The 20,854-nt window shown below is 61.8% G+C and carries 21 protein-coding genes; 16 read left to right on the top strand and 5 right to left on the bottom strand.

Annotation, left to right across the window (positions count from 1 at the left end):
* The first annotated feature begins 29 nt into the window (after window positions 1-29).
* Complete coding sequence (locus AC3WVQ_RS33510; RefSeq protein WP_492383491.1) at window positions 30-731, top strand: FadR/GntR family transcriptional regulator; 702 nt, start codon at window positions 30-32, stop codon at window positions 729-731.
* Window positions 732-780: 49 nt separating this feature from the next.
* Here the strand turns inward: AC3WVQ_RS33510 and AC3WVQ_RS33505 are convergent, their stop codons facing one another.
* Both AC3WVQ_RS33505 and AC3WVQ_RS33500 read right to left on the bottom strand, forming a co-directional pair.
* Window positions 781-1,083 carry a putative quinol monooxygenase gene (locus AC3WVQ_RS33505; protein WP_192444986.1) on the bottom strand — a complete coding sequence of 101 codons (303 nt, stop codon included), beginning with the start codon at window positions 1,081-1,083 and terminating at the stop codon, window positions 781-783.
* 301 nt (window positions 1,084-1,384) lie between these two features.
* The gene (locus AC3WVQ_RS33500; protein ID WP_192444984.1) at window positions 1,385-2,242 is read right to left on the bottom strand and encodes a LysR family transcriptional regulator; all 858 of its coding nucleotides are present in this window, start codon (window positions 2,240-2,242) and stop codon (window positions 1,385-1,387) included.
* A gap of 93 nt (window positions 2,243-2,335) precedes the next feature.
* Here AC3WVQ_RS33500 and AC3WVQ_RS33495 point away from each other — a divergent pair, with 93 nt between their 5' ends.
* The 4 genes from AC3WVQ_RS33495 to AC3WVQ_RS33480 all read left to right on the top strand — a co-directional run bounded on the left by AC3WVQ_RS33495 (window position 2,336) and on the right by AC3WVQ_RS33480 (window position 5,062).
* Entirely contained in the window at window positions 2,336-3,121 is a 786-nt protein-coding gene (locus tag AC3WVQ_RS33495; protein WP_113294934.1) for an SDR family oxidoreductase, read from the top strand.
* Window positions 3,122-3,136: 15 nt separating this feature from the next.
* Window positions 3,137-3,844, top strand: coding sequence for a ribonuclease activity regulator RraA (locus AC3WVQ_RS33490; RefSeq protein ID WP_060603431.1), 708 nt, complete (start codon window positions 3,137-3,139; stop codon window positions 3,842-3,844).
* Entirely contained in the window at window positions 3,841-4,767 is a 927-nt protein-coding gene (locus tag AC3WVQ_RS33485) for a dihydrodipicolinate synthase family protein (protein ID WP_112984499.1), read from the top strand. Before AC3WVQ_RS33490 ends, AC3WVQ_RS33485 begins: the two co-directional genes overlap by 4 nt.
* Before the next feature lie 172 nt (window positions 4,768-4,939).
* A complete protein-coding gene (locus AC3WVQ_RS33480; protein ID WP_255381371.1) occupies window positions 4,940-5,062 on the top strand; it encodes a hypothetical protein in 123 nt (40 codons plus the stop codon).
* Between the two features lie 123 nt (window positions 5,063-5,185).
* Here AC3WVQ_RS33480 and AC3WVQ_RS33475 read toward each other — a convergent pair whose 3' ends face one another.
* Window positions 5,186-6,619: an aldehyde dehydrogenase family protein gene (locus AC3WVQ_RS33475; RefSeq protein ID WP_492383490.1), complete on the bottom strand. Its 1,434-nt coding sequence runs from the start codon at window positions 6,617-6,619 to the stop codon at window positions 5,186-5,188.
* 220 nt (window positions 6,620-6,839) lie between these two features.
* Between AC3WVQ_RS33475 and AC3WVQ_RS33470 the strand changes: the two genes are divergently transcribed.
* The 8 genes from AC3WVQ_RS33470 (at window position 6,840) to AC3WVQ_RS33435 (ending at window position 15,272) form a co-directional block, all read left to right on the top strand.
* Window positions 6,840-7,874 (top strand): ABC transporter substrate-binding protein, encoded by a 1,035-nt coding sequence (locus AC3WVQ_RS33470; protein WP_034796052.1) that lies wholly within the window; start codon window positions 6,840-6,842, stop codon window positions 7,872-7,874.
* Between the two features lie 4 nt (window positions 7,875-7,878).
* Window positions 7,879-8,682: an ABC transporter ATP-binding protein gene (locus tag AC3WVQ_RS33465; protein WP_034796056.1), complete on the top strand. Its 804-nt coding sequence runs from the start codon at window positions 7,879-7,881 to the stop codon at window positions 8,680-8,682.
* Entirely contained in the window at window positions 8,682-9,518 is an 837-nt protein-coding gene (locus AC3WVQ_RS33460) for an ABC transporter permease (RefSeq protein ID WP_034796058.1), read from the top strand. Before AC3WVQ_RS33465 ends, AC3WVQ_RS33460 begins: the two co-directional genes overlap by 1 nt.
* A 113-nt stretch (window positions 9,519-9,631) precedes the next feature.
* A complete protein-coding gene (locus AC3WVQ_RS33455) occupies window positions 9,632-10,987 on the top strand; it encodes an FAD-dependent oxidoreductase (protein WP_404526704.1) in 1,356 nt (451 codons plus the stop codon).
* Window positions 10,984-12,141, top strand: coding sequence for a CaiB/BaiF CoA transferase family protein (locus tag AC3WVQ_RS33450; protein ID WP_060518083.1), 1,158 nt, complete (start codon window positions 10,984-10,986; stop codon window positions 12,139-12,141). The genes AC3WVQ_RS33455 and AC3WVQ_RS33450 overlap by 4 nt, the downstream gene beginning before the upstream one ends.
* The gene (locus AC3WVQ_RS33445; RefSeq protein WP_192444978.1) at window positions 12,138-12,911 is read left to right on the top strand and encodes an enoyl-CoA hydratase-related protein; all 774 of its coding nucleotides are present in this window, start codon (window positions 12,138-12,140) and stop codon (window positions 12,909-12,911) included. Before AC3WVQ_RS33450 ends, AC3WVQ_RS33445 begins: the two co-directional genes overlap by 4 nt.
* A gap of 43 nt (window positions 12,912-12,954) precedes the next feature.
* Window positions 12,955-13,878 carry a LysR family transcriptional regulator gene (locus tag AC3WVQ_RS33440; RefSeq protein ID WP_034796085.1) on the top strand — a complete coding sequence of 308 codons (924 nt, stop codon included), beginning with the start codon at window positions 12,955-12,957 and terminating at the stop codon, window positions 13,876-13,878.
* A gap of 128 nt (window positions 13,879-14,006) precedes the next feature.
* On the top strand, window positions 14,007-15,272 hold the full coding sequence (locus tag AC3WVQ_RS33435; RefSeq protein WP_192439354.1) for an amidohydrolase family protein: 1,266 nt from the start codon (window positions 14,007-14,009) through the stop codon (window positions 15,270-15,272).
* A gap of 56 nt (window positions 15,273-15,328) precedes the next feature.
* Here the strand turns inward: AC3WVQ_RS33435 and fdxA are convergent, their stop codons facing one another.
* Window positions 15,329-15,667, bottom strand: coding sequence for a ferredoxin (gene fdxA, locus AC3WVQ_RS33430; RefSeq protein WP_034796100.1), 339 nt, complete (start codon window positions 15,665-15,667; stop codon window positions 15,329-15,331).
* Window positions 15,668-16,121: 454 nt separating this feature from the next.
* Between fdxA and AC3WVQ_RS33425 the strand changes: the two genes are divergently transcribed.
* Together AC3WVQ_RS33425 and AC3WVQ_RS33420 are read left to right on the top strand one after the other, a co-directional pair.
* Entirely contained in the window at window positions 16,122-16,976 is an 855-nt protein-coding gene (locus AC3WVQ_RS33425) for a type IV toxin-antitoxin system AbiEi family antitoxin domain-containing protein (protein WP_371273321.1), read from the top strand.
* A complete protein-coding gene (locus AC3WVQ_RS33420; protein ID WP_090426905.1) occupies window positions 16,966-17,883 on the top strand; it encodes a nucleotidyl transferase AbiEii/AbiGii toxin family protein in 918 nt (305 codons plus the stop codon). Before AC3WVQ_RS33425 ends, AC3WVQ_RS33420 begins: the two co-directional genes overlap by 11 nt.
* 43 nt (window positions 17,884-17,926) lie before the next feature.
* Here AC3WVQ_RS33420 and AC3WVQ_RS33415 read toward each other — a convergent pair whose 3' ends face one another.
* Window positions 17,927-18,193, bottom strand: a complete 267-nt coding sequence (locus AC3WVQ_RS33415; protein ID WP_246802698.1) for a hypothetical protein — start codon at window positions 18,191-18,193, stop codon at window positions 17,927-17,929.
* Window positions 18,194-18,657: 464 nt separating this feature from the next.
* Between AC3WVQ_RS33415 and AC3WVQ_RS33410 the strand changes: the two genes are divergently transcribed.
* A complete protein-coding gene (locus tag AC3WVQ_RS33410) occupies window positions 18,658-20,802 on the top strand; it encodes an OmpA family protein (protein WP_192444976.1) in 2,145 nt (714 codons plus the stop codon).
* Window positions 20,803-20,854 lie beyond the last annotated feature (52 nt).

The raw sequence follows: 20,854 nt of genomic DNA, 5'->3' as shown, positions 1-20,854 counted from the left end.
GGGGCGGAGATGCAATGGAGAGAGTGGGCATGAAGGCAATCGCTCGGGAGGATCGCGGCCTGCCTGCTCGCATCGCAGGCGATATTGGCCGCCGCATCACGCTCGGCGAGCTGAAGGTGGGCGATACCCTGCCGAAGGAAGCCGACATGCTGACGACACTCGGTGTCAGCCGCACGACGCTGCGCGAAGCGCTGAAGATCCTGTCGACCAAGGGCTTCATTGAGGCAAAGCCCCGGCTCGGGACACGCGTGCGGGCGGCCGAACACTGGAACACCCTCGATCCCGTCGTGCTTTCGTGGCAAAGTGATGCGGAGGATCAGGCAACGCTTGCCGAAGAACTGTTCGAGCTCCGCCTGTCGATCGAACCGCTTGCTGCACGCCTTGCCGCCAGACGCGGATCTGCGGCCGAGCATGCAGAGATTCGGGCCGCTTTCGCACGAATGGCGGAAGGCGGCGCTCGTGTCGAAGACGCGATCGAGGCTGATATCGCCTTTCACCTCAACATCTTTCAATCCGCCCACAACCGCTTCCTCTTGCCGGTTGCTTCCGTCATTCGGGCAGCGCTCTCCATCAGCATCCCGAAGACGATGGCGGCTACAGGCGGTTTCGGCCAATCCCTGGCCCAGCATGAGGCGATCCTCGTCGCGATCGAAGATCGCGACGAGGACAAGGCATTCGAACGCGCTGCAGCGTTGATCGCGTCGACCTACAAGCGCAATTTCACCTCCTAGCCAGTTGTTCCGGAGATACCGCCCGCAACTTCGAGATCGTCACCGCGCCTCAGGCGGAGACCTGATCCAGGAAAATCAGGCGTAGCGGTTCTTCAAGGAGAGCATCGATTTCGGCCGCGAAGGCTTGAAAATGGGGTGTCGCGAAATGTGCGTCGAGCGCAAGCTGGTCGGCGAAAGCTTCGCGCATGTAAAAGGTACCGGGCTCATCGCGCAGCTCGAACAAGACATAGTCGAGGTTGCCGGGTTCTGCGCGCGTTGGAGCGATGAGACCAAGCAGGCCCTGCCGGAGGGCCTCGCGTTGGTGCGGTTTAGCCTTCAAAATCGCGATGGAGACTACCTTTTCTTTGGTCATGACGGTTCCTTTCGTCGGGCGCTGGTGCGAACGATCTCGGGGTGGTTCTGCGGGTTGGCGCGGTGTGAACGGGTTTGAAATGCCGTGGGCCATCGAGGTACATCCAGGGAGCCCTGATTGACCAAGAGTGACGATAGTGCCGAGCAGCCCGGTCCGATAATCCGTCACGGACAGAAATGTTATTTCGGAGTTGCCGAATAATCTGTGCTCGCGTTGCCGGGTACTCGGCCCCTGTTCCGGCGGCAGGCCGCTGCTGAGAGCAAATCCCCTAGCGTTCGACCGCCGACGTCACCCGCGTTTTCTATGATCGGATGGCGTCGAGGACGGTCTGTATCAGTCGGCCAGACGACACGTTGCGTGGCCTGAGCAAACCGATCTCACGGCTCGGCGCATTCGGTAGCGGTAGCCGGGCGACGCGCAGCTTGTCGAAGAGCGGCGAGCGCCAGTCGGGCATCAGCGACACGCCGAGCCCAGCCTCAACCATCATCGATATGGCTTCCAGTGAATCGAGCTCCAGCCACTCTCGAGGGAGAATTCGCTGGGTTTGAAGGTAGGTATCGGCCAGTCGGCCACCCCAGTTGCTTCTGTCGTATCGAATGAACGGTTGCTCGCGAAGCAGGCGGTCGACGGGGGTCTCTGAAAGGTCCGGGGGGGCCAGGAGTACGAACCGTTCCGACCGGATGAGGTCCCAGTTGAGCGTCTTTGGAATGGGGAAGGGCGGTTTGACAAGGATTGCCGCGTCGATCTTCTCTTCAGCGACACTGTTATAGAGTTCGGCCGACGTGCCCGGCAGCAGGAAGATGTCGATGCCCGGCGTCCTGTCGAAAACCCGCCGCAAGGCGTTCGGAAGCAGGCCGGTCAGAACCGTCGAGATGGCGCCCAGACGGAGCTCTCCGAATGCCTGGTCGTCGCGCGCCACGCCTTTCAGCTGCCTGACTTCGGCGAGAACGCGCCGGCTCTTTTCCAGGATGGCGACGCCCGCTTCGGTTGGCTTCACCCGCCGGCCTGATCGCGCAAGAAGAGGCAGTCCGATCTCGTCTTCCAACGCCTGGATCCGTTGCGCGACCGCCGCTGGCGTGACGCCCATGCGGCGTGATGCCTCGGCGAGCGAGCCATGCTGAACCACCGCCAGAAAGGTTTCGAGAAAGCGCGTTTCCATCGTTTATTTTTACTATCGTCTGAAGGGATAAAAAGGAAGGTGTTTCTTCCGTTTCCGCCTTGGCATAGTGCCGTCAAACAACAGGAGGAAGAGTTGGATCTTCAGTTGAACAACAAGACGGCGCTCGTATTCGGCGCCGGTGGTGGGCTTGGCGGCGCGATCGCCAGGTCGCTCGCGGCCGAAGGCGTTTCCGTCGTTGTCGCCGACATCCACGAGGAAAGCGCCACGGCGACTGCAGAGGCAATCAGCGGCGCAGGCGGCAAGGCCATTCCGCTCATTTGGGATATCGGCGACCTTTCCCTGATCGGTCAGAAGCTCGATGCCATAAAAGCTGCGTTCGGACCGGTCGACATCCTTGTCAACAACACCGGGGGGCCGCCCCCAACGCCCGCCGCCGGACAGTCGCCCGACGATTGGTCGAAATATTTCGACCTCATGGTTCGCTCGGTGATCGCGGTCACCGATGCCGTGCTTCCGGGTATGCGCGAGCGCCAATGGGGACGCATCATTACCTCGACGTCCTCCGGCGTCGTCGCGCCGATTGCAAATCTCGGGATATCGAACAGCCTGCGCCTGGCCTTGGTCGGCTGGTCGAAGACCCTGGCGCGTGAGGTTGGTCGCGACGGTATCACCGCAAACATCGTACTGCCGGGGCGTATTGCCACCGGTCGGATCGTCTTTCTGGACGAACAGAAGGCCAAGCGCGAGAACCGCCCCGTCGCCGATGTCACGGCTGAAAGCACCGGGTCGATCCCGGTCGGCCGCTACGGCGATCCGAAGGAATATGGCGACACCGTCAGCTTCCTTGCGAGCCCCCGCGCATCCTATATCACCGGCTCAGTCATCCGTGTCGATGGCGGGCTGATCAACAGCATCTGATGTGCGAGGTTTCTAATGACACTTGAGCCTCACGTCGTTGAAACCCTGAAGAGCGTCTCCACCGCGACGCTCACCACGGTTCTCCTGAAAAAAGGGCTTCGCAACACCTGGCTGCGCGGCACGAAACCACTGAAGCCCGGCCAGGGACGGGTTGTCGGCAAGGCCTTTACGCTGCGCTTCATTCCTGCCCGGGAAGACCTCGCCACGCCTGCGAGCTGGGCGTCGCCAATCTCCACGCGGGCGGCGATCGAAGCGATGCCAGAGGGCTGCGTCGCCGTCGCCGATGCAGTGGGCGTCAGTGATGCCGGCATCTTCGGCGACATCCTGTGTGCCCGCATGGCGAAACGCAAGGTTGCCGGCCTCGTTACCGACGGCGTGATGCGGGACGCCGAGGGGGTGCTGGCGAGCGGCATGAAGGTGTGGTGCAATGGTGTTGCGGCACCGCCTTCAGTCGCAGGCTTGACCTTCGTTGGATGGCAGGAGCCGATCAATTGCGGCGGCGTTGCTGTTCTGCCTGATGATATTGTCGTCGTCGACGACGACGGCGCAGTCCTGATCCCGGCCGCGCTTCTCGAAGAGGTGCTCGCTGAGGCACCCGAGCAGGAGCGTATGGAAGCCTGGATCATGACTGAAGTGGATCGGGGCGTGCCGCTTCCCGGTCTTTACCCGATGAACGCTGAAACGAAGGCCCGGTACGAGGCCTGGAAGGAAAGCCAGAAATGACGTTCAGCACGCAATCCAAGGGCGTCTACGCCATCGCGACGACACCGTTCTTCGAGGACGGCTCGATCGATTTCAATTCGATCGACAAGTTGACAGACTTTTATGAGGAGAGCGGTTGTACCGGCGTCACGATCCTTGGAATCATGGGCGAGGCCCCGAAGCTCGAACCGGAGGAAAGCAGAGCCATCGTCAAGCGGGTGGTCTCCCGGTCGAAGATTCCTGTCATCGTCGGGGTATCCGCTCCAGGTTTTGCCAGCATGCGCTCGCTGGCGCGTGACTCGATGGAGATGGGTGCTGCCGGCGTCATGATCGCTCCGCCACCTGCGCTGCGCACGGATGATCAGATCGTCAACTATTTCGCAGGTGCGGTGGAAGCGGTCGGCGAAGATGTGCCGTGGGTTTTGCAGGACTATCCGCTGACCCTCACGGTTGTCATGGCGCCTGGCGTCATCGCGAAGATCATCACCAACCATTCGTCCTGCCTGATGCTGAAGCACGAGGACTGGCCCGGTCTTGAGAAAATATCAAAGTTGCGCGCCATGCAGAAGGCGGGCGAACTTCGCGAATTTTCCATCCTGTGCGGCAATGGCGGCCTCTTCCTCGACTTCGAGCCGGAGCGCGGTGCCGATGGTGCCATGACCGGCTATGGCTTTCCGGACATGCTTACCGAACTGATGGAGCTTTCTGCGGCCGGGAAGAGGGATGAAGCGCACGATCTATTCGACGCGCACCTGCCGTTGATCCGTTACGAGCAGCAGCTCGGGATAGGCCTTGCCATTCGCAAGCACGTTCTGAAGCGTCGCGGCGTTATCGCCACCGACGCGCAACGCAAGCCAGCCCAGATGCTGACCCCGACAGCGCGGGCGGAAGTGGACTATCTGCTTGCCCGTCTCGCGAGATACGACAGGCGAGCTGCTTTCTAGGCCGCTTCTTCTCCCCGGGGCCCCCGTCCGTCTCTGATCTGAAGCGGCGGACGGGTTTTTAAAGGTCGTTCCCGTTCTGCGACTTGTCATTGCGGTCTGTGCTCGCGCTCGCGCGCCTGATACTCTGACCTTGCCGATTGTCGATACACCTGTTTCAGAACGAGGTTTGACGATGCAGGGCCAGGAAACTTTCCTTGAAAGAACGTTGCGTATCGGTGTGATCGTTGTGGTCGCGATCCTGCTTGCGGCGATCCAGTACGTGGTGTCTTCGCGAGGCCTCTATCCCGTTCTCTGAGAGAAAATCGCGACCTCCTGAGCTGGCGGCCTCGGCAATTATCCTTGCGGACTTGAGCTATCTATCGAAAAGCCCCGCCGCCCACGTCGACATGGATGCTGGACGCCGGGGCTTGCCTCACATTCAAGCGAGCGTGTAGGCCGTCTTGACGGTCGTGTAGAACTCGGCGGCGTAGCGCCCCTGCTCGCGCGAGCCATGGGACGAGCCCTTGCGGCCGCCGAAGGGCACGTGGAAATCGACGCCCGCCGTCGGCAGGTTGACCATCACCATGCCGGCTTCGGCATTGCGCTTGAAATGGGTCGCGTGCTTGAGGCTGGTGGTGGCAATCCCCGAGGACAGACCGAAGGGCGTGTCGTTGGCGACAGTGAGCGCCTCATCGTAGTCCTTGACGCGGATGACGGATGCGACCGGCCCGAAGATCTCTTCCCGAGAAATGCGCATGGCGTTCGTCGCTTCGGTAAACAGCGCCGGCTGCAGGTAGAAGCCGGGCGTGTCGCGCTTCAGAAGCTCGCCGCCGAAGGCAAGCTTTGCGCCTTCCTGTCGGCCGATGGCGATATAGTCGGTGTCCTGGTTGAGCTGGCTCTCATCGACCACCGGACCGATCTGGGTGCCGGCCTTCAAGGCGTCGTCGATCACAACCCCCTTCATCCGTTCGCCCATGGCCGCCACGAAGCGATCATGAATGCCCTCGGTGACGATGAGGCGCGAAGATGCGGTGCAGCGCTGGCCGGTGGAGAAGAAGGCGGAGTTGACCGCCGCCTCGACCGCGACCGCAAGATCGGCGTCGTCAAGCACGACGAACGGGTTCTTGCCGCCCATCTCCAGCTGGTATTTGCGATTGTGTTCGACCGAGGCCAGCGCCACGCGTTTGCCCGTGCCGGTCGAGCCGGTGAAGGTGATGGCGTGAATGTCGGGACTGTCGAGCATCGCCTGGCCGACGACCGAGCCCTTGCCCATCACGAGGTTCAAGACGCCCTTCGGCAGGCCGGCGCGGTTAAGAATGTCGACGATGGCCCAGGAACTGCCGGGCACCAGTTCGGCCGGCTTGAAGACGACGGTGTTGCCGTAGCAGAGTGCCGGCGCGATCTTCCAGGCGGGAATGGCGATCGGGAAGTTCCAGGGCGTGATGATGCCGACGACACCGACCGGCTCGCGGGTGATCTCGACGCCGATATTGGGTCTTGCCGACGGCAGCACCTCGCCCGCCAACCGCAGGCACTCGCCGGCGAAGAAGTCGAAGATCTGGCCGGCGCGCACCGTCTCGCCGATGCCTTCGGCCAAGGTCTTGCCTTCCTCACGCGACAAGAGCTTCCCGAGTTCGTCCTTGCGCGCAAGGATCTCGTCGGCGGTCTTCCTGATGATCGCGTGGCGCTCGAGAATACCCGAGCGCGACCAGGCCGGAAACGCCGCCTTGGCGGCAGCGATCGCTGCGCGCGCATCCTCGGCTGACGCGCGGGCGTATTCGCCGACCACGTCGTTGGTATCGGACGGGTTGATGTTGCGGAACGCTTCGCTACCGGCGATCCATTCCCCATCGATCAGGTTTTTCTGCACCATATCTATCCTCCGCGGCGCTCACACTTTGATCATGTCTCTGCTTATCGGATGCGATGGATCCGGCAGAAAGAACAATCTTTCGACCCCGCCATTGCCAAAACGGCAAACCCAAATCGCGACCCGAGCGTTGCCGTATCGGCAATACCAACCGCTAAAAATTGTGCTTTATGAGATGCCAAATTCCATCATCATCGCTCCCATAACAAGCAAGGGGAACGATATGTCTCGTTTTATGATGAACCGCCGAGGTTTCCTTTCGAATGCGGCCGCAATGGGCGCGATTGCCGCAACCCATAGCCTCATCAATGTTTCACCAGGCCTTGCGGCCGATTCCGCGACGATACGCATGCAGCTCGGTTGGCTGCCATCGAACGGGCTTCTCGGAGAGCTCGTGGCCCGCAAGAAGGGTTACTACGCCGAGAAGAGCATAGAGCTCGAAATCGTGCCCGGCGGACCGAATGTCGATGGTGTTGCGGGTGTTGCCGTTGGCCAGTCGACCATCGGTCAGATTTCCTCCAGCCCGTCAGTCATGCTGGCTCGTTCGGCCGGCGCACCGATCAAGGCATTCGCCGCCGGCTACCAAAAACATCCCTTCGCCTATTTCTCTCGCAAGGCAAATCCGATCGCCAAGCCTCAGGACATGATTGGCAAGACGATCGCCGCGATCCCGACCTCGGTCATTCTTCTGCGCGCGCTTCTCGCCAAGAACGGCATATCGGAAGACCAGGTCAAGATCGTCAACATGGGCTCGGACATGAACCAGCTCGTGACCGGCCAGGCCGATGCGGTCTGTGGCTGGCTGACGAACGTCAACGCCCTGAAGGTGCTTGGGGATGACCGGGTCGATCTGACGCTCTGGGATGGCGGTATCCGGCTTTATGCCAACGTCTACTATACCACCGACGACCAGTTGCAAAATCACGCGGACCAGCTCGCAGCCTTCGTATCCGGTTCGGCGCGCGGGTGGGGTTATGCCCGCGACCATCAGGAAGAGGCCGTCGACATCCTGCTTGAATCCTACCCCAACCTCGACAAGGCGAGCGAGCTGGAGGCCATCGGACCGCTGATGAAGTTCGTGTTCAACGAAACCACCGCGAGCGAGGGTTGGGGAGGCATGGACCAGGCAAACTGGGCGGAGCAAATCAAGACCTATGCGGACCTCGGCCAGTTCACAGGTCCGGTTCCCAACGTCGACGACGTCTACACAATGGCAATCCTGGATGCGACGGCCGATGTCCGCAAGAGCGTAGGATAAGGCGATGTTGGAAACGCTTATCAGACCCGGCCAGGCTTCGCTCGGCAACGCCGCGGTGTCGGTGAAGAACCTTCACATTCGCTTTGGCGCGGATGATTCAGGCTTCACCGCACTCTCCGATGTCTCGGTCGAGATACCGGCCGGCTCGCTCGTGACCATGCTCGGCCCATCCGGCTGCGGCAAGTCGACTTTGCTGCGTACCGTCGCGGATCTCGTGCACATCACCGACGGTTCGGTGTCCGTCCATGGCCAGACACCGCGCAAGGCGCGCGAGGGGCGCGATTTCGCCTTCGTCTTCCAGGAAGCGACGCTGCTGCCGTGGCGCAATGTGATCGACAATGTGCGTCTCCCGCTGCTGGTGGGAAAACGCGAACCGGGCGCGACCTATGCCGATCCGGAAGAGCTTCTCGCCCTCGTGGGCTTGAAGGGGCGCGAGAAGGCGATGCCGCACGAATTGTCGGGCGGCCAGCGCCAGCGCGTGGCGATCGCCCGGGCACTGGTGACCCGCCCGCGTATTCTCTTGATGGACGAGCCTTTCGGCGCGCTCGACGAGATCACGCGCGACAAGCTGAACGAAGAACTGCTGCGCCTCTGGCAGGAAACCGGCACGACGATCCTCTTCGTCACCCATTCGATCCCCGAGGCCGTCTTCCTCGGTCAACATGTGCTGATGCTCGCCGCCCATCCCGGCCGCGTCAAAGAGTTCATGAAAGTCGACTTGCCCTACCCGCGAACTCTCGCGATGCGCGACACGGTCGAGTTCATCCAGGTGACCGCCCACCTGCGCAAACTTTTGGGAGAATGCTGATGGCGAATGCCCTTCCTTCACAGGCGGAAGGCCGCGCTTTGACCGACGGCAACCGGTTCCGGATACTCGATGGTCTTGCCGCTGCGATCCTGCGACATCTTCCGGCGACACTCGCGATCCTTGGCTGCATCCTTTTGTGGCAACTCGTCGTCTGGGGTTTTTCGGTGCCGACCTTCATGGCGCCCGGACCGGTCGACGTCATCAAGGCCTTCGGCGAAAACGCCGGCGTGCTCTGGACGAACTTCTGGCCGACGCTCATGGAGGCCGTTCTCGGTTTTATCTTCGGCAATGTCATCGCCGTCCTTCTGGCGGTCTGGTTCGTCTATAGCCCGCTCGCGGAACGCGCCTTCTATCCGATCGCCGTCATCATCAAGTCGATCCCGATCATCGCGCTTGCCCCGATCCTGGTGCTGCTTGTCGGCAACGGCATCGCGCCGAAGATCATCATCGCCGGCCTGATCTGCTTCTTCCCGACGCTGGTCAACATGGTGCAGGGACTGAAGTCGGCGAGCCCCGCAATGCTAGACCTGATGCGCATCCTGTCTGCCAGCAATTCCGAAATCTTCTGGAAGGTTCGCCTGCCGGGCTCGCTGCCCTTTCTCTTCGCCGCGCTGAAGATTGCGGCAACCAGCAGCGTGATGGGCGCGATCGTCGCCGAATGGATCGGCTCCAGCTACGGTCTCGGTGCGCTGATCATCGAGGCGACCTACAATTTCCGCTCGCCGCTGCTTTACGCGACGGTGGTGATTGCGGCCTCGCTTGCCGTGGTTCTCTTCTTTGCCGTCTCCTACGCGGAATCGAAGATCGTCCGCTGGAAACCGACGACGGACCACTGACCCCCAAACCCTTTGCTGCCGGACCTGGATAACCGGGTCCGGTCCACCGACGAAGTCACTGGCTGTGAGCTCCTCACATTTCGCCGGACACGTCCCCTATGGAGGAAACGACCATGGAAACAATCAGAGAACCCCTGCGCAATGCCCGGATCGTCGACCGCTCGGACGTCGTCGTCGTCGGCGGTGGACCGGCTGGGATCTCCGCCGCGGTTTCGGCGGCACGCACCGGAGCCAGCGTCACGCTTATCGAACGCTATCCCTATGTCGGTGGCCTTGCCGCAGGCGGTATGGTTCTGGTGCTCGACGACATGGTCAACGGCGTCGAAATCACCGTGCGTGGCATCTGCATGGAAATGATCGAACGGATGAAGACGCTCGGCCTTTGCGTCACGCCGACGGATGGCGACCGCCAGCTCGATATTCGCGATACGCCGGAGGCCTGGCAAAGATGGGCGCGCTGGGGCCTGTTCGACTTCCACACGCCGTCTGCGCCGCACCCGATCTGCTATGCGGCCGCCTTCGATCCGGACGCCTTCAAGCGCGTCTCCTATGACATCCTGCGCGAATCCGGCGTGAAGCTCAGGACCCATAGCTGGTTCTCCTCGGCGATCGTCGAGAACGGCACGATCAAGGGTGTGGTTTGCCAGACGAAATCCGGCCGCGAGGCCATCATGGGCGACGTCGTCATCGACGCCTCGGGCGACCTCGACGTTGCGGCCGATGCCGGCGCCCAGCATACGGACGGCAATTTCATCCTGACGACGGTTTCCCGCTGGGGGGGCATCGACACTGAAGCCGCCGAGCGCTTCGAATTTGAGGAACCCGAAAAGTTTAAGGCAATCGACCACGAGGCCAAGCGTCTGATTGGCGGTTGCTGGTCGTTCTGGTGGCTGAAGACCCCGCTGCCGGGCGTCATCTGGCTCAACTGCCCGCACATGCCGAAGCTCTCTGGCCTCCGTGTCGAAGACTTAACCTATGCGGAACTCGAGGGCCGTGGCCGCATTGCCCGCCTGCTCGACTTCGCCCGCGCCAACCTGCCGGGCTTCGAAAATGCCCATGTGATCGACTTTGCGCCGCAGACGGGCGTGCGCCAGTCGCGACTGCTCCAGGGCGAATATGTCGTCACCAAGGGCGACGTGATGAACCGCCAGCACTTCACCGACACAGTGTGCCGTGGCCGCGACTACTACACGCCCTATAGGGCCATGCTGCCCAAAGAGGTCGATCAGTTGATCGTCGCAGGCCGGCATTATTCCGCGACCATTCAGGCGCAAAAATCGAGCCGCGAGATCCCGCCCTGCATGGCGATGGGCGAGGCGGCCGGTGTTGCCGCCACCGTCGCGCTCAATGCCGGCGTCAAGGTGCGAGACGCCGACGTCAAGGCGATCCAGAAGCAGCTGCGGGCGCAGGGTGCCGATCCCGGCGACGTACCATCCGAAAATGCAACCTATCTGGAGGCCGCAGAATGACGTCTCTTCCCCTCGACGGTATCCGCGTCGTCGACTTTACCCAGGTCATGCTTGGCCCGTGCTGCACGCAGATGCTGGCCGACTACGGCGCCGAGGTCATCAAGGTCGAAAAGGCCAAGATCGGCGACCTCTCGCGCTGGTCGCTGGGCTCCGACCCGGATGGCCTCAACAATCCGGTTTTCTCCTCGCTCAACCGCAACAAGAAGAGCCTTGCACTCGACCTCAAGCAGGACGAGGCGCGGGCAGCCGTCCGCGCGCTGATCGACACTGCCGACGTGGTCGTCAACAATTTCCGTCCTGACGTCATGGAGCGCATGGGTTTCGGCTATGAAGAGCTGAAGCGGACAAACCCACGGCTGATCTACGCCGTCGGCACGGGCTTCGGCCTTGAAGGCCCCTACCGGCACAAGGGCGGGCAGGACATCCTGGCGCAGGCGCTTTCGGGCGTCATGCGGCGCAAGTCCGACGCGAGCCATCCGCTGTCGATCTACGCGACGCCGCTTGCAGACTACTCGGCCGGCATGCACCTCGTGCAGGGCATTCTGCTTGCCTTGCTGCATCGCGAAAAGACCGGGCACGGCCAGCAAGTGGCGGTCAGCCTCTACAGTTCGATGCTCGCCATGCAGATGCAGGAAGGCACCACGCACATGATGCGGGAAAAGGACCTGAACTGGGGCGCCTTCCCGCTGACGGGCGTGTTCGAGACGACCGACGGCGCCATCGTCATGGTCGGTGCCTTCAAGCAGAATCCGCTGCGCGACATCTGCAATGCCCTTGAGATCGAGGACCTGTCCCTCCAGCCGCAATTTGTCGATTTCGACGCGCAGATGCAGCGCCGTCCGGATTTGCAGCAAATCTTCCGCGAGGCGTTCGCAAAAAACAGCAGCGCCCATTGGCTCGGCCGCTTGGAACAGGTGGACATTCTCTGCGCACCGGTACGCTCGCTTCCCGAAGCCCTTAACGACGAACAGACGACGATCAACGGCATGATCCTGGACGCGGGAGAGACGAAGGCCGGTCCGATCCGGCTGGTTGGTTCGCCGATCGACATGTCGGCGGCGACCGTGACGGTTCGCATCGCGCCGCCGACGCTCGGCGAGCACAATGACGAGATCCTTTCGGGACTTTCGGTTCGTCAGGGAGATGCGGCATGAGCGTCACTTTCGTGGTAGAGGATCGCGTCGCAAGCGTCACTCTCAACCGTCCCGAGCGGATGAACGCGGTGGATGCCGCAACCGAGCGCGAACTGGATGCGATCTGGGAGGAGATCGAAGCACGCGACGACATCAGCTGCGTCGTCTTGACGGGCGCCGGCGAACGGGCGTTCTGCGCCGGGGCGGATCTGAAGGGGGCTGAAAAGACCGGCCTTGATTACTGGACCGAAAACCGGCCGAACGGCTTTGGAGGACTGGCCTTTCGCCGCTCTCTGGATGTTCCCGTCATCGCGAGGGTCAATGGCTATGCGCTCGGTGGTGGATTCGAGATGGTTCTCGGCTGCGATATCGTCATAGCTTCGACGGAGGCGGCCTTCGGCCTGCCCGAGGCTCGCGTCGGGCGCCTGCCGCTCGATGGCGGCATGGTGCTTCTTCAGCGCAGGATCCCGCACAACCTTGCCATGGGTGTGCTGTTGACCGGTCGGCGGTTCTCGGCCGCCGAGATGCGCGCCTTTGGTATCGTCAACGAACTTGCCGAACCGGGCGAGCTCGACGCGGCCGTCTCCCGCTGGGTGAAGGAAATCGTCGCCTGTGCGCCGCTCTCGCTGCGCGCCATCAAGCAGACGGTCAATCGCACCGGACACCTGTCTCCGGCGGAAGCCCAGGGATTACGCACGCCCGCGCTTGTGAAGGCGCTGAACAGCGAGGATGCGCTGGAAGGTGTGCGCGCTTTTCAGGAGAAGCGCGCGCCCGTTTGGAGGGGACGGTGAGCGTGTTATAGGTCGGGGCCCAGGGGAGGAGGGGTCCAATCGAATGCACGCCAGCATCCTGAAATACTTCGTCTCGGTCGCGCGGTCCGGGTCCATTCGCAAGGCCTCCGAGGAGCTTCATGTCGCATCCTCGGCGGTCAGCCGGCAGATCAAGAAACTGGAGGACGAACTCGGGATCGCGCTCTTCGAGCGGCTTTCGAATGGCTTGAGGCTGACAGTTGCCGGGGAAAACGTGCTGCGCCACGCCCGGGTGACGCTGGAAAATTTCGAACTGCTGCGCAGCGACCTCGGCGCCCTGCAGGGGAAAAAGACCGGTCGGGTGCAGATGTCCTGCCTCGATAGCCTGGCGATCCAATTCCTGCCGGACATGGTCAACGCGTTCCACAGTATCCATCCCGGCGTGAGCTTTCACATCCACACCGCCGGCCACGGCAATATCAGCAGCCTGGTCGCCGAGGGCGATGTCGATATGGGCCTGACCTTCGATCTGGCCCGGCCTGACGATACCGAGATGCTCTTTCGCGTGCCGATGCCGCTGATGGCCTTCGTCGGACGGGAACATCCGCTGGCCAAACAGCGGCAGGTTTCGCTTGCCGAATGCGCCCAGTACGACCTTCTCCTGCAACTCGACACGCAACCGATCCGCTCGCTCATCGAAATCGAACTCTCGGTCTTCGAGCGGACCGGGCGGCCTTTTGTTCTCTCGAACAGCCAGATGATGCTCAAACCTTTCATCCTGTCCGGTCAGGGCGTGGCTTTCTTCACGCCGATCGGTTTCCTCGCCGAGATCAGATCGGGCGATCTCGTCGCCATACCGCTTTCCGGCTCGCGCCTTCAGAACCTGCATGTCGGGATTCTGGTGCAGCGACGCCGGCAGCGCACGCATGCGGCGGAAGCCGTCATCGAATTTGTCGGCGCGGAACTGCAGAGGTTCAGCGACCAGATCATGGAGGCGATCCATCCGTGAATACAGCATCCGTTCCCGGGCGACTTCTCTTGCGACCGGGCCACGAGGCCGCAGGGCGCACGCAAAATCTGTTGGATCATTTGCCTGAGGGCGCCTCATGGACGACGATCCCGGCCGGTGCTTTGCTTATGCCGCCGCCCGTCAACGCCCATGACCATGGTTATGGCATCCGCACGCTCGATTTTGGCAACGCGGACGATGCCCTGGAAGTGTGGATCCCGGGACTTCGGCTTCGACCGCGAACCGAGCCCTATCTGGAAGCGCTGGTGGCCTTCTCAAGGTTGGCGCAAACGGGCGTCGGCGCGACCATGCATTGCCATAATTCTTTGAACATCGACCGTCTCGTCGACGAGGCAGGCGCGGTCATGCGCGCGGCGTGCGACGCAGGCATTAGGCTTGCGCTTTCCTGCCCGCTTCTCGACAACGATCCGTGGGCCTATGACGGCGGGCCTCAGCGATTGCGGCCATATCTTGATCCGGCAGACTGGGACGATCTCAGCGGCTCGATCCCGAGCTATGCGTCGCCATCGGTGCAGATCTCGGCAGCCGACGCGGTCGCTGCGGCCAACACAAGTCCGTTGATCGATGTGCAGTATGGTCCGATCGGGCCGCAATGGTGTTCCAATACACTGCTCGAAGCGATCGCCGAGGCCTCTCACGCAACCGGCCGGCGCATTCACATGCATCTCCTTGAAAGCCCGAAGCAGAGGCAATGGCTGGATCGGCGCTTTCCGCAAGGGGTTGTCCGATACCTCGACGAGATCGGCTTCCTGTCGCCCCGCCTCGCCGTCGCCCACGGCGTCCAGCTGCGACCGGACGAGTTGGAGCTGCTGGCTGCGCGTGGCGTGCAGCTCGTTTCGAACCCGTCGGCGAATTTGCGCCTGCGTTCAGGCGTGGCGCCGGTCGCCACCATTCCGCCAAGCGGCCCCGCTTTCGCGTTCGGCCTCGACGGAACGGGCTTTGACGATGACCAGGATCTCTGGCGCGAATTGCGCCTTGCCCATCTGCTGCATGGCGGCCGCGACCTGACGCGAACCCTTACGGCGGGACGTGTCTTCGATGCCGCGATCCATGTCGGCGCCAAGGTGGTGAACGCCCCGGCGAACGAAGACCTGGTGCTCGTGGACTATGCTGCGCTGATTGCCGACAGCCTGATGGACGACCTGGATGAAGCGGAGGTGCTGCTTACCCGGATGACCGCCGCGCATGCAAAGGCGCTCTATGTCGGCGGACAGGAGATCCTGTGCGATGGACGGTTGACCCGGGTCGATTTCGAGGCTGCCCGGGCCGAACTCCTGCAGCAGGCGCGCGCTGACCTTCCGCGGCTGACCGCCGAGCGCGGACGCGTGACCAAACTGGCCGCGGCAACAAGGGCCTATTACGCCAGCTGGTGAGCGCGGCGACAAGGCGGTAGGCGTCACCCTCTGGTCTCCTATAGGGGGCGGACTTGCTAAGCGATCGCGGCTGCCTTCTCGAATGCGGCAACGAAAGGATGGTCCTGCGTCGTGGAGCACTCCTTGCTCCAGCCGCCGGGCGACCCCATCCCCGTGACATCGGACCCGAAGAACTCCTTGTTCACAGCGATGAAGTGGCGCTGGTTGTTTGGTATCTCCTGATCCCAGGCAATGGCATCGACGGGACAGATCGAAAGACAGAGCCCGCAATTTATGCATTCGTCGGGGTGGATGTAGAAGGTGCGGCCACCCTCGTAAATGCAGTCCACAGGGCAGGCGGCGGTGCAGTCGCCATCCTTCACGTCGATGCAGGGTTCGGTAATGACATAGGCCATCTTGCGGATCTCTGAAGAGTTGTTTGCACGGCCAATTATTCAGAGTTTCCCTTGCCGAAGAAGCACAGATATTCGCAAGGTCGATTGCCAAAAAGGCAACGTCCGGGGCCCGTTCTTTCGTGCTTGGGCCTGTCGCCATGGCGAAGTGCTGCACAAGCGCGAGCCGTGGAACGCGCGTGATCGCCCGAACGTAGAGAGAGCCGGCAATCCCGAATGCGAGCTCGGTTGAGAGGCGTCGGTGATCGCTGCGGCAGTTGTCGCGATCCGATCTCGTGGTGGCAACGGGACGAGAAGACAACAGGCCAACGATTCCCGGGCGCGTTGATTGCGGCTATCAAAACCGAGAGAAAAAACGGACGACCTACTTTGGATTTGCCGATTTTTGTCAATTTTCAATTGACATTTGCAGCTTTCATTAAAGTATCAGTGGCGATAACTTTACAGACGCGCTACAATGTCAAACATGAGTGGACAAAGCGAGACAAAGCTAAAGCAGCTTCTCCAAGCCGTGCCACCTGGATTCCTGGTGGACACTGCGTGGATGGCTCGTCACGCCATCTCGCGACAATCGGTTTCGGGCTACGTCAAACGCGGTTGGTTGGAACCAGCATTGACGGGCCTCTATCGACGTCCATTTTCGCCAGACACGAACCCGGATGCCGTTACGGGATGGAAGATCCCTTTGCTTTCGGCCGTATGGCTGATGCGGCACAAATTCCACGTTGGCGGGGCAAGTGCTCTCTCCCTGCGGGGCCACAGTCACTATCTCTCGCTCAGCGGCGAGTTCGTTCTTTGCCTCTACGGCTCCGACATTCCGTTGTGGCTGTCGAAACTGCATACCGATGCGCGGATCCTGACCAGAAGCGCCAATTTGTTTGGAGACGCGGCCCTCGGCGTTGAACATTCTGATTTCAATCTATCGGACGATGCCGACGGCGAGCTCGCCCTGAGCCCGTGGCGCTGGCCGATCCCGATGTCGTCTCCTGAACGCGCGATCATCGAAATGCTCGATGAGCTGCCAAAGAGCGAAAGCTTCCACACCGTCGACATGGCGTTCGAGAGCCTGGCCAATCTGCGCCCGAAGCTGCTGACAAGACTTCTGGCGGAGTGCCGAAGTGTAAAGACCAAGCGCCTCTTCTTCGTTTATGCAGACAAGCACGGGCACGCCTGGCGCAGGCACATCGACATGTCGGCGATCGATCTCGGCACGGGCGACCGAGCACTCACCCCAGGTGGTCGGCTTCACCCGGCTTACCGAATCACCATTCCAGACGAGCTGATGCCAAAGGAGACGCCCCGTGGCGCGTGAGCAATATATGCGGCAAGTGGAACTCCTGGTGAAGACCCTTCCTTTCATTGCACGTCAGGAAACCTTTGCCCTTAAAGGTGGCACGGCGATCAACCTCTTCTACCGCGACATGCCGCGACTATCAGTCGATATTGATCTGACCTATCTCCCGATCGAGGATCGCGAGACGACGCTGAAAGGTATCGACACCACACTCGAGCAAATCCGCGACGACCTACTGCGAAACCTCCGGGGTGTCACGGTGCAGAGGATAGCCGGCGGAGGCAACAACGACACGCGCGTCCTCGTCCGGCAAGGAGGCGCCGAAATCAAGATCGAGACCTCGCCGGTCGCCAGAGGGACGGTCCACCCGCCTGAACTACGACGCGTGAGCGAAGCGGTCGAAGACGAATTCGGCTTTGCGGAAATGCAGGTCGTTTCGTTCGAGGACCTTTTCGGCGGCAAGCTGCATGCAGCTGTCGACCGCCAGCATCCACGTGACTTGTTCGACGTGAAGCTGCTGTACGAGAATGAAGGTCTGACAGATGCGTTGTTTCACACGTTCCTCGTTTATGTCGCAAGCTCCGGCCGACCGCCGCACGAATTGGTGCGTCCCTCGCTCGTGAAGCTCGACGAGGCTTTCGTAAAAGAGTTCGAGGGCATGACATCGGAAGCAGTCAGCCTTAACGAGTTGGAAGGGGTGAGGAACCGATTGGCCGGCGATATTCTCGCAAGGCTGGATGAAAAGGCCATGCGGTTCCTTCTAACGCTCCATGACGGCGAGCCCGATTTCGACGCGATCGGCCTTCCACAGGCAGCGGAGCTTCCGGCTGTCCGCTGGAAGGTCCTCAACCTCGTAAAGCTGAAGGAACAGAACCCCGCGAAACACCTCGAACAGCGCCGTGAAATACAGGGCATTCTTTCTTAAATCTGGCTCAGCGGTTCTGGGTATCTCACATCGCCGACATGCCTCACATGCCCAAGCCCAGTCCCTTCTTCAGCCCGCACGTGAGTTCATAGGCCCGGCTCAACTCCGCCCAGTGTGTCCTATTGACAAGGCTGGCGACGTCCTTGATGCGGTCGACTACGGCCGGATCTTTCAACCCCAGACGATCGAGCTCCTTCTTGAAACTTCGCGGATCCGAACTGCCAAGACGTCGCTCAAGAGCGCGGGCCAGGGCCTTGGCCTCTTCCAGCACCTGGCGGCCTTCCGGCGTGCCGGAGAGCTCCGCGAGCAATGGTGGCGGCGGAGAGAGTTTTTTGCCGACACCACTTCATCCAGGATCAACAGGACGGACGTCTGCTCCGCCGATGGGGCTATCGAACCCCAGCATGCCCAATGCCGCCTCGCGCCTCTACTGAACGGCAATCCGGATCGGCTTGCGTCGCGGCTGGCGGCCGCTCAAGTGGATCGCCACGACCGACAGCCATCTTTGTGATCACGGCTGCTCGTACACCTGGCCGATACTCCTCATTTTTGCCTTTCCGTTTCCCGGGACCGGCCGCCCGACCCTGCAGTTGGCAGTTTCGCAATAGGGTCTGCTGGGCGGAACCGTTCGCTCGCTGCTGCGTTGGGACTAGCCTTTGACGGCCACAAAAGTCGGAGGCTCGGGTGATGGCCCCGCTTGTGCCGCGTCGTAAGGCGCGCCGTTCGTACAGCGCCAACGGGCGCTCGGGTCTCCCAGTAACAGGAGTGAAAATCATGTCGATGCCTTCCAAACTTTTCGCAACGGTGGCCCTTCCAGTCTTCGCCGCATCATTCGTGATACAGCCGGCGCTGGCCGAGAGCCTGAGGACGCCGTTCCAGGTCGCTCAGGAAGGCGTCGACCAGCAGTCACCCGAGGATTTGCTGCTGCTCAGGAAGCGCAAGAAGCAGCAGGACGCGGGGGAAGGGCAGGTAGAACAGCAGCAACCGCAGGCCGAGGAGCCGCAGCGCCAGGCAGAAGAGCCGTCTCGCAAGAAGCGCAAGCAACAGGCTGAAGAACAGCAGCCCGGTACCGAGGAAAGCGCGCCACGGAAGGCAGAAGAACAACAGGCGCCCGAACGCAAGAAGCGCAAGCAGCAGGCAGAAGAACAGCAACCCGCCATCGAGGAAGGCGCTCCGCGGCAGGCTGAAGAGCAACAGGCGCCTCAGCGCAAGAAGCGCAAGCAGCAGGCGGAAGAACAGCAACCCGCCATAGAAGAAGGCGCGCCGCGACAGGCTGAAGAGCAACAGGCGCCCGAGCGCAAGAAGCGCAAGCAGCAGGCAGAAGAACAGCAACCCGCCATAGAGGAAGGCGCTCCGCGGCAGGCTGAGGAACAACAAGCACCTGAACGCAAGAAGCGCAAAGAGCAGGCAGAAGGACAGCAACCCGCTATAGATGAGAGCACTCCGCAGAACGCTGGGGAAGCGCAGGTACCGGTGCCCAAGAAGCGCAAGCAGCAAGCTGAACGCCAGCAGCCGGAAGAGCAAAAGCCGGCGCCACAGACCGGTGAGAGTGAGCCGCAGCCCGTTCCAGGGTCTGAACAGCCCGCGACGGCCGAGCAGCGCCAGAGTGAGGAGCCTCTGGCCAAGCCTGCACCTGTTGTCGTCGACAAGCGCACGAAGGCAGACAAGCGAAAGATCGCCCAGGATCCGGCGGCGACCGACGAAACCGTTGTGCTTCCGGTCGATAACGGCGCGGCCGTGCTCGATAGTGACAAGGACGCCGACAAGTCCGGCGGCAACCAGGGGCGCGAGGCTCGGCGCAAGCAGCGCGAAGAATTGCGCGTCCAGGGGAAGAACATAGCGCCGCCGACAGATGACGCCGCGGCCCAGGCTGAAATCCCGGCCGACGTGCGGCAGGCGGCCCCGCAGAGGATCGAGGCCGGGATCAAGGAGGAAGGTCGACGCGTTGACGCGGCGCCAGCCTTCGCGGTTCCGGACACGACGAACATCGTCAACAAGACCGTCATCAACAATACGGTGATCAACAACAGGACTGTCAACAACACCACGAACAATGAGGTGACTGAGGTGCACGTGGTCGAGAGGCTCGACGATCGCGTCGTCCTTGGCGTCGGCGACCAGATCTTCGTGCGTGGTGATGATCGTCCGCGCCTGCGCCACGGCGCGCGGGAGGCGTACTACGACGAGCTTCCGCGCGGCCGCGTGCGTGAAACGATCGTGCGCCCGGGCGGCTACCGGATCGTCACCGTCTATAACCGTTACGGTGACGTCTTGCAGCGCTCGCGCGTCGACAGCGACGGCAACGAATATGTGTTGATGTACGCGCCGGACTATCAGGACGAAAGGCGCCCGGCGATCGTCGACGTCGGCTATGACCTGCCGCCGATGCGCCTGACGATCCCGGTCGATGACTACATCGTCGACTATTCGCAGGAGCCGGATCGAGATTACTACGCGTTTCTGTCCGAACCGCCGGTCGAGCGCGTGGAGCGTGTCTATTCCATCGATGAAGTCCGCAATTCGGCCCGTCTCCGTGACAAGGTCCGGCGCATCGATCTCGACACGATCCATTTCGAAACCGGCAGCGCCGAAGTGTCGATGTCACAGGCAAAGACGCTGCGAACGGTCGCCGACGCCATGCAGAAGGTGCTCGGCAAGGATCCCGGTGAAACCTTTTTCATCGAGGGGCACACGGACGCTGTCGGTTCCGACCGGTCGAACCTCGTCCTCTCCGACGAGCGTGCCGAGTCCGTCGCGGTCCTCCTGACGGAAGTCTACGGCATCCCGGCGGAGAACCTGGTGACGCAAGGCTACGGCGAGCGTTTCCTCAAGATCAGTACGCCCGAGCCGGAGGAAGAGAACCGCCGCGTGACCATCCGACGCGTGACGCCACTGGTACGCCCAGTCGCACAGCGATAACGCTCGCGGCGTCCAGCCACCATGCGTTCGCGACGGCGCCCGGGAAGCTCAG

This window comes from Ensifer sp. EB106-05-01-XG146, assembly GCF_058791875.1.
Note: the sequence above shows the minus strand (reverse complement) of the source record. Positions and strands in the feature narration are given on the sequence as shown.

Bases quoted from the DNA above. Each gene is read 5' to 3' on its own strand.
- fdxA (WP_034796100.1), bottom strand. From the start codon at position 15,667: ATGGCCTATGTCATTACCGAACCCTGCATCGACGTGAAGGATGGCGAC.
- AC3WVQ_RS33470 (WP_034796052.1), top strand. From the start codon at position 6,840: ATGTCTCGTTTTATGATGAACCGCCGAGGTTTCCTTTCGAATGCGGCC.
- AC3WVQ_RS33460 (WP_034796058.1), top strand. From the start codon at position 8,682: ATGGCGAATGCCCTTCCTTCACAGGCGGAAGGCCGCGCTTTGACCGAC.
- AC3WVQ_RS33490 (WP_060603431.1), top strand. From the start codon at position 3,137: ATGACACTTGAGCCTCACGTCGTTGAAACCCTGAAGAGCGTCTCCACC.
- AC3WVQ_RS33440 (WP_034796085.1), top strand. From the start codon at position 12,955: ATGCACGCCAGCATCCTGAAATACTTCGTCTCGGTCGCGCGGTCCGGG.
- AC3WVQ_RS33450 (WP_060518083.1), top strand. From the start codon at position 10,984: ATGACGTCTCTTCCCCTCGACGGTATCCGCGTCGTCGACTTTACCCAG.
- AC3WVQ_RS33475 (WP_492383490.1), bottom strand. From the start codon at position 6,619: ATGGTGCAGAAAAACCTGATCGATGGGGAATGGATCGCCGGTAGCGAA.
- AC3WVQ_RS33480 (WP_255381371.1), top strand. From the start codon at position 4,940: ATGCAGGGCCAGGAAACTTTCCTTGAAAGAACGTTGCGTATCGGTGTG.
- AC3WVQ_RS33455 (WP_404526704.1), top strand. From the start codon at position 9,632: ATGGAAACAATCAGAGAACCCCTGCGCAATGCCCGGATCGTCGACCGC.
- AC3WVQ_RS33435 (WP_192439354.1), top strand. From the start codon at position 14,007: ATGCCGCCGCCCGTCAACGCCCATGACCATGGTTATGGCATCCGCACG.
- AC3WVQ_RS33505 (WP_192444986.1), bottom strand. From the start codon at position 1,083: ATGACCAAAGAAAAGGTAGTCTCCATCGCGATTTTGAAGGCTAAACCG.
- AC3WVQ_RS33425 (WP_371273321.1), top strand. From the start codon at position 16,122: ATGTCAAACATGAGTGGACAAAGCGAGACAAAGCTAAAGCAGCTTCTC.
- AC3WVQ_RS33465 (WP_034796056.1), top strand. From the start codon at position 7,879: ATGTTGGAAACGCTTATCAGACCCGGCCAGGCTTCGCTCGGCAACGCC.
- AC3WVQ_RS33410 (WP_192444976.1), top strand. From the start codon at position 18,658: ATGTCGATGCCTTCCAAACTTTTCGCAACGGTGGCCCTTCCAGTCTTC.
- AC3WVQ_RS33485 (WP_112984499.1), top strand. From the start codon at position 3,841: ATGACGTTCAGCACGCAATCCAAGGGCGTCTACGCCATCGCGACGACA.
- AC3WVQ_RS33445 (WP_192444978.1), top strand. From the start codon at position 12,138: ATGAGCGTCACTTTCGTGGTAGAGGATCGCGTCGCAAGCGTCACTCTC.
- AC3WVQ_RS33500 (WP_192444984.1), bottom strand. From the start codon at position 2,242: ATGGAAACGCGCTTTCTCGAAACCTTTCTGGCGGTGGTTCAGCATGGC.
- AC3WVQ_RS33510 (WP_492383491.1), top strand. From the start codon at position 30: ATGAAGGCAATCGCTCGGGAGGATCGCGGCCTGCCTGCTCGCATCGCA.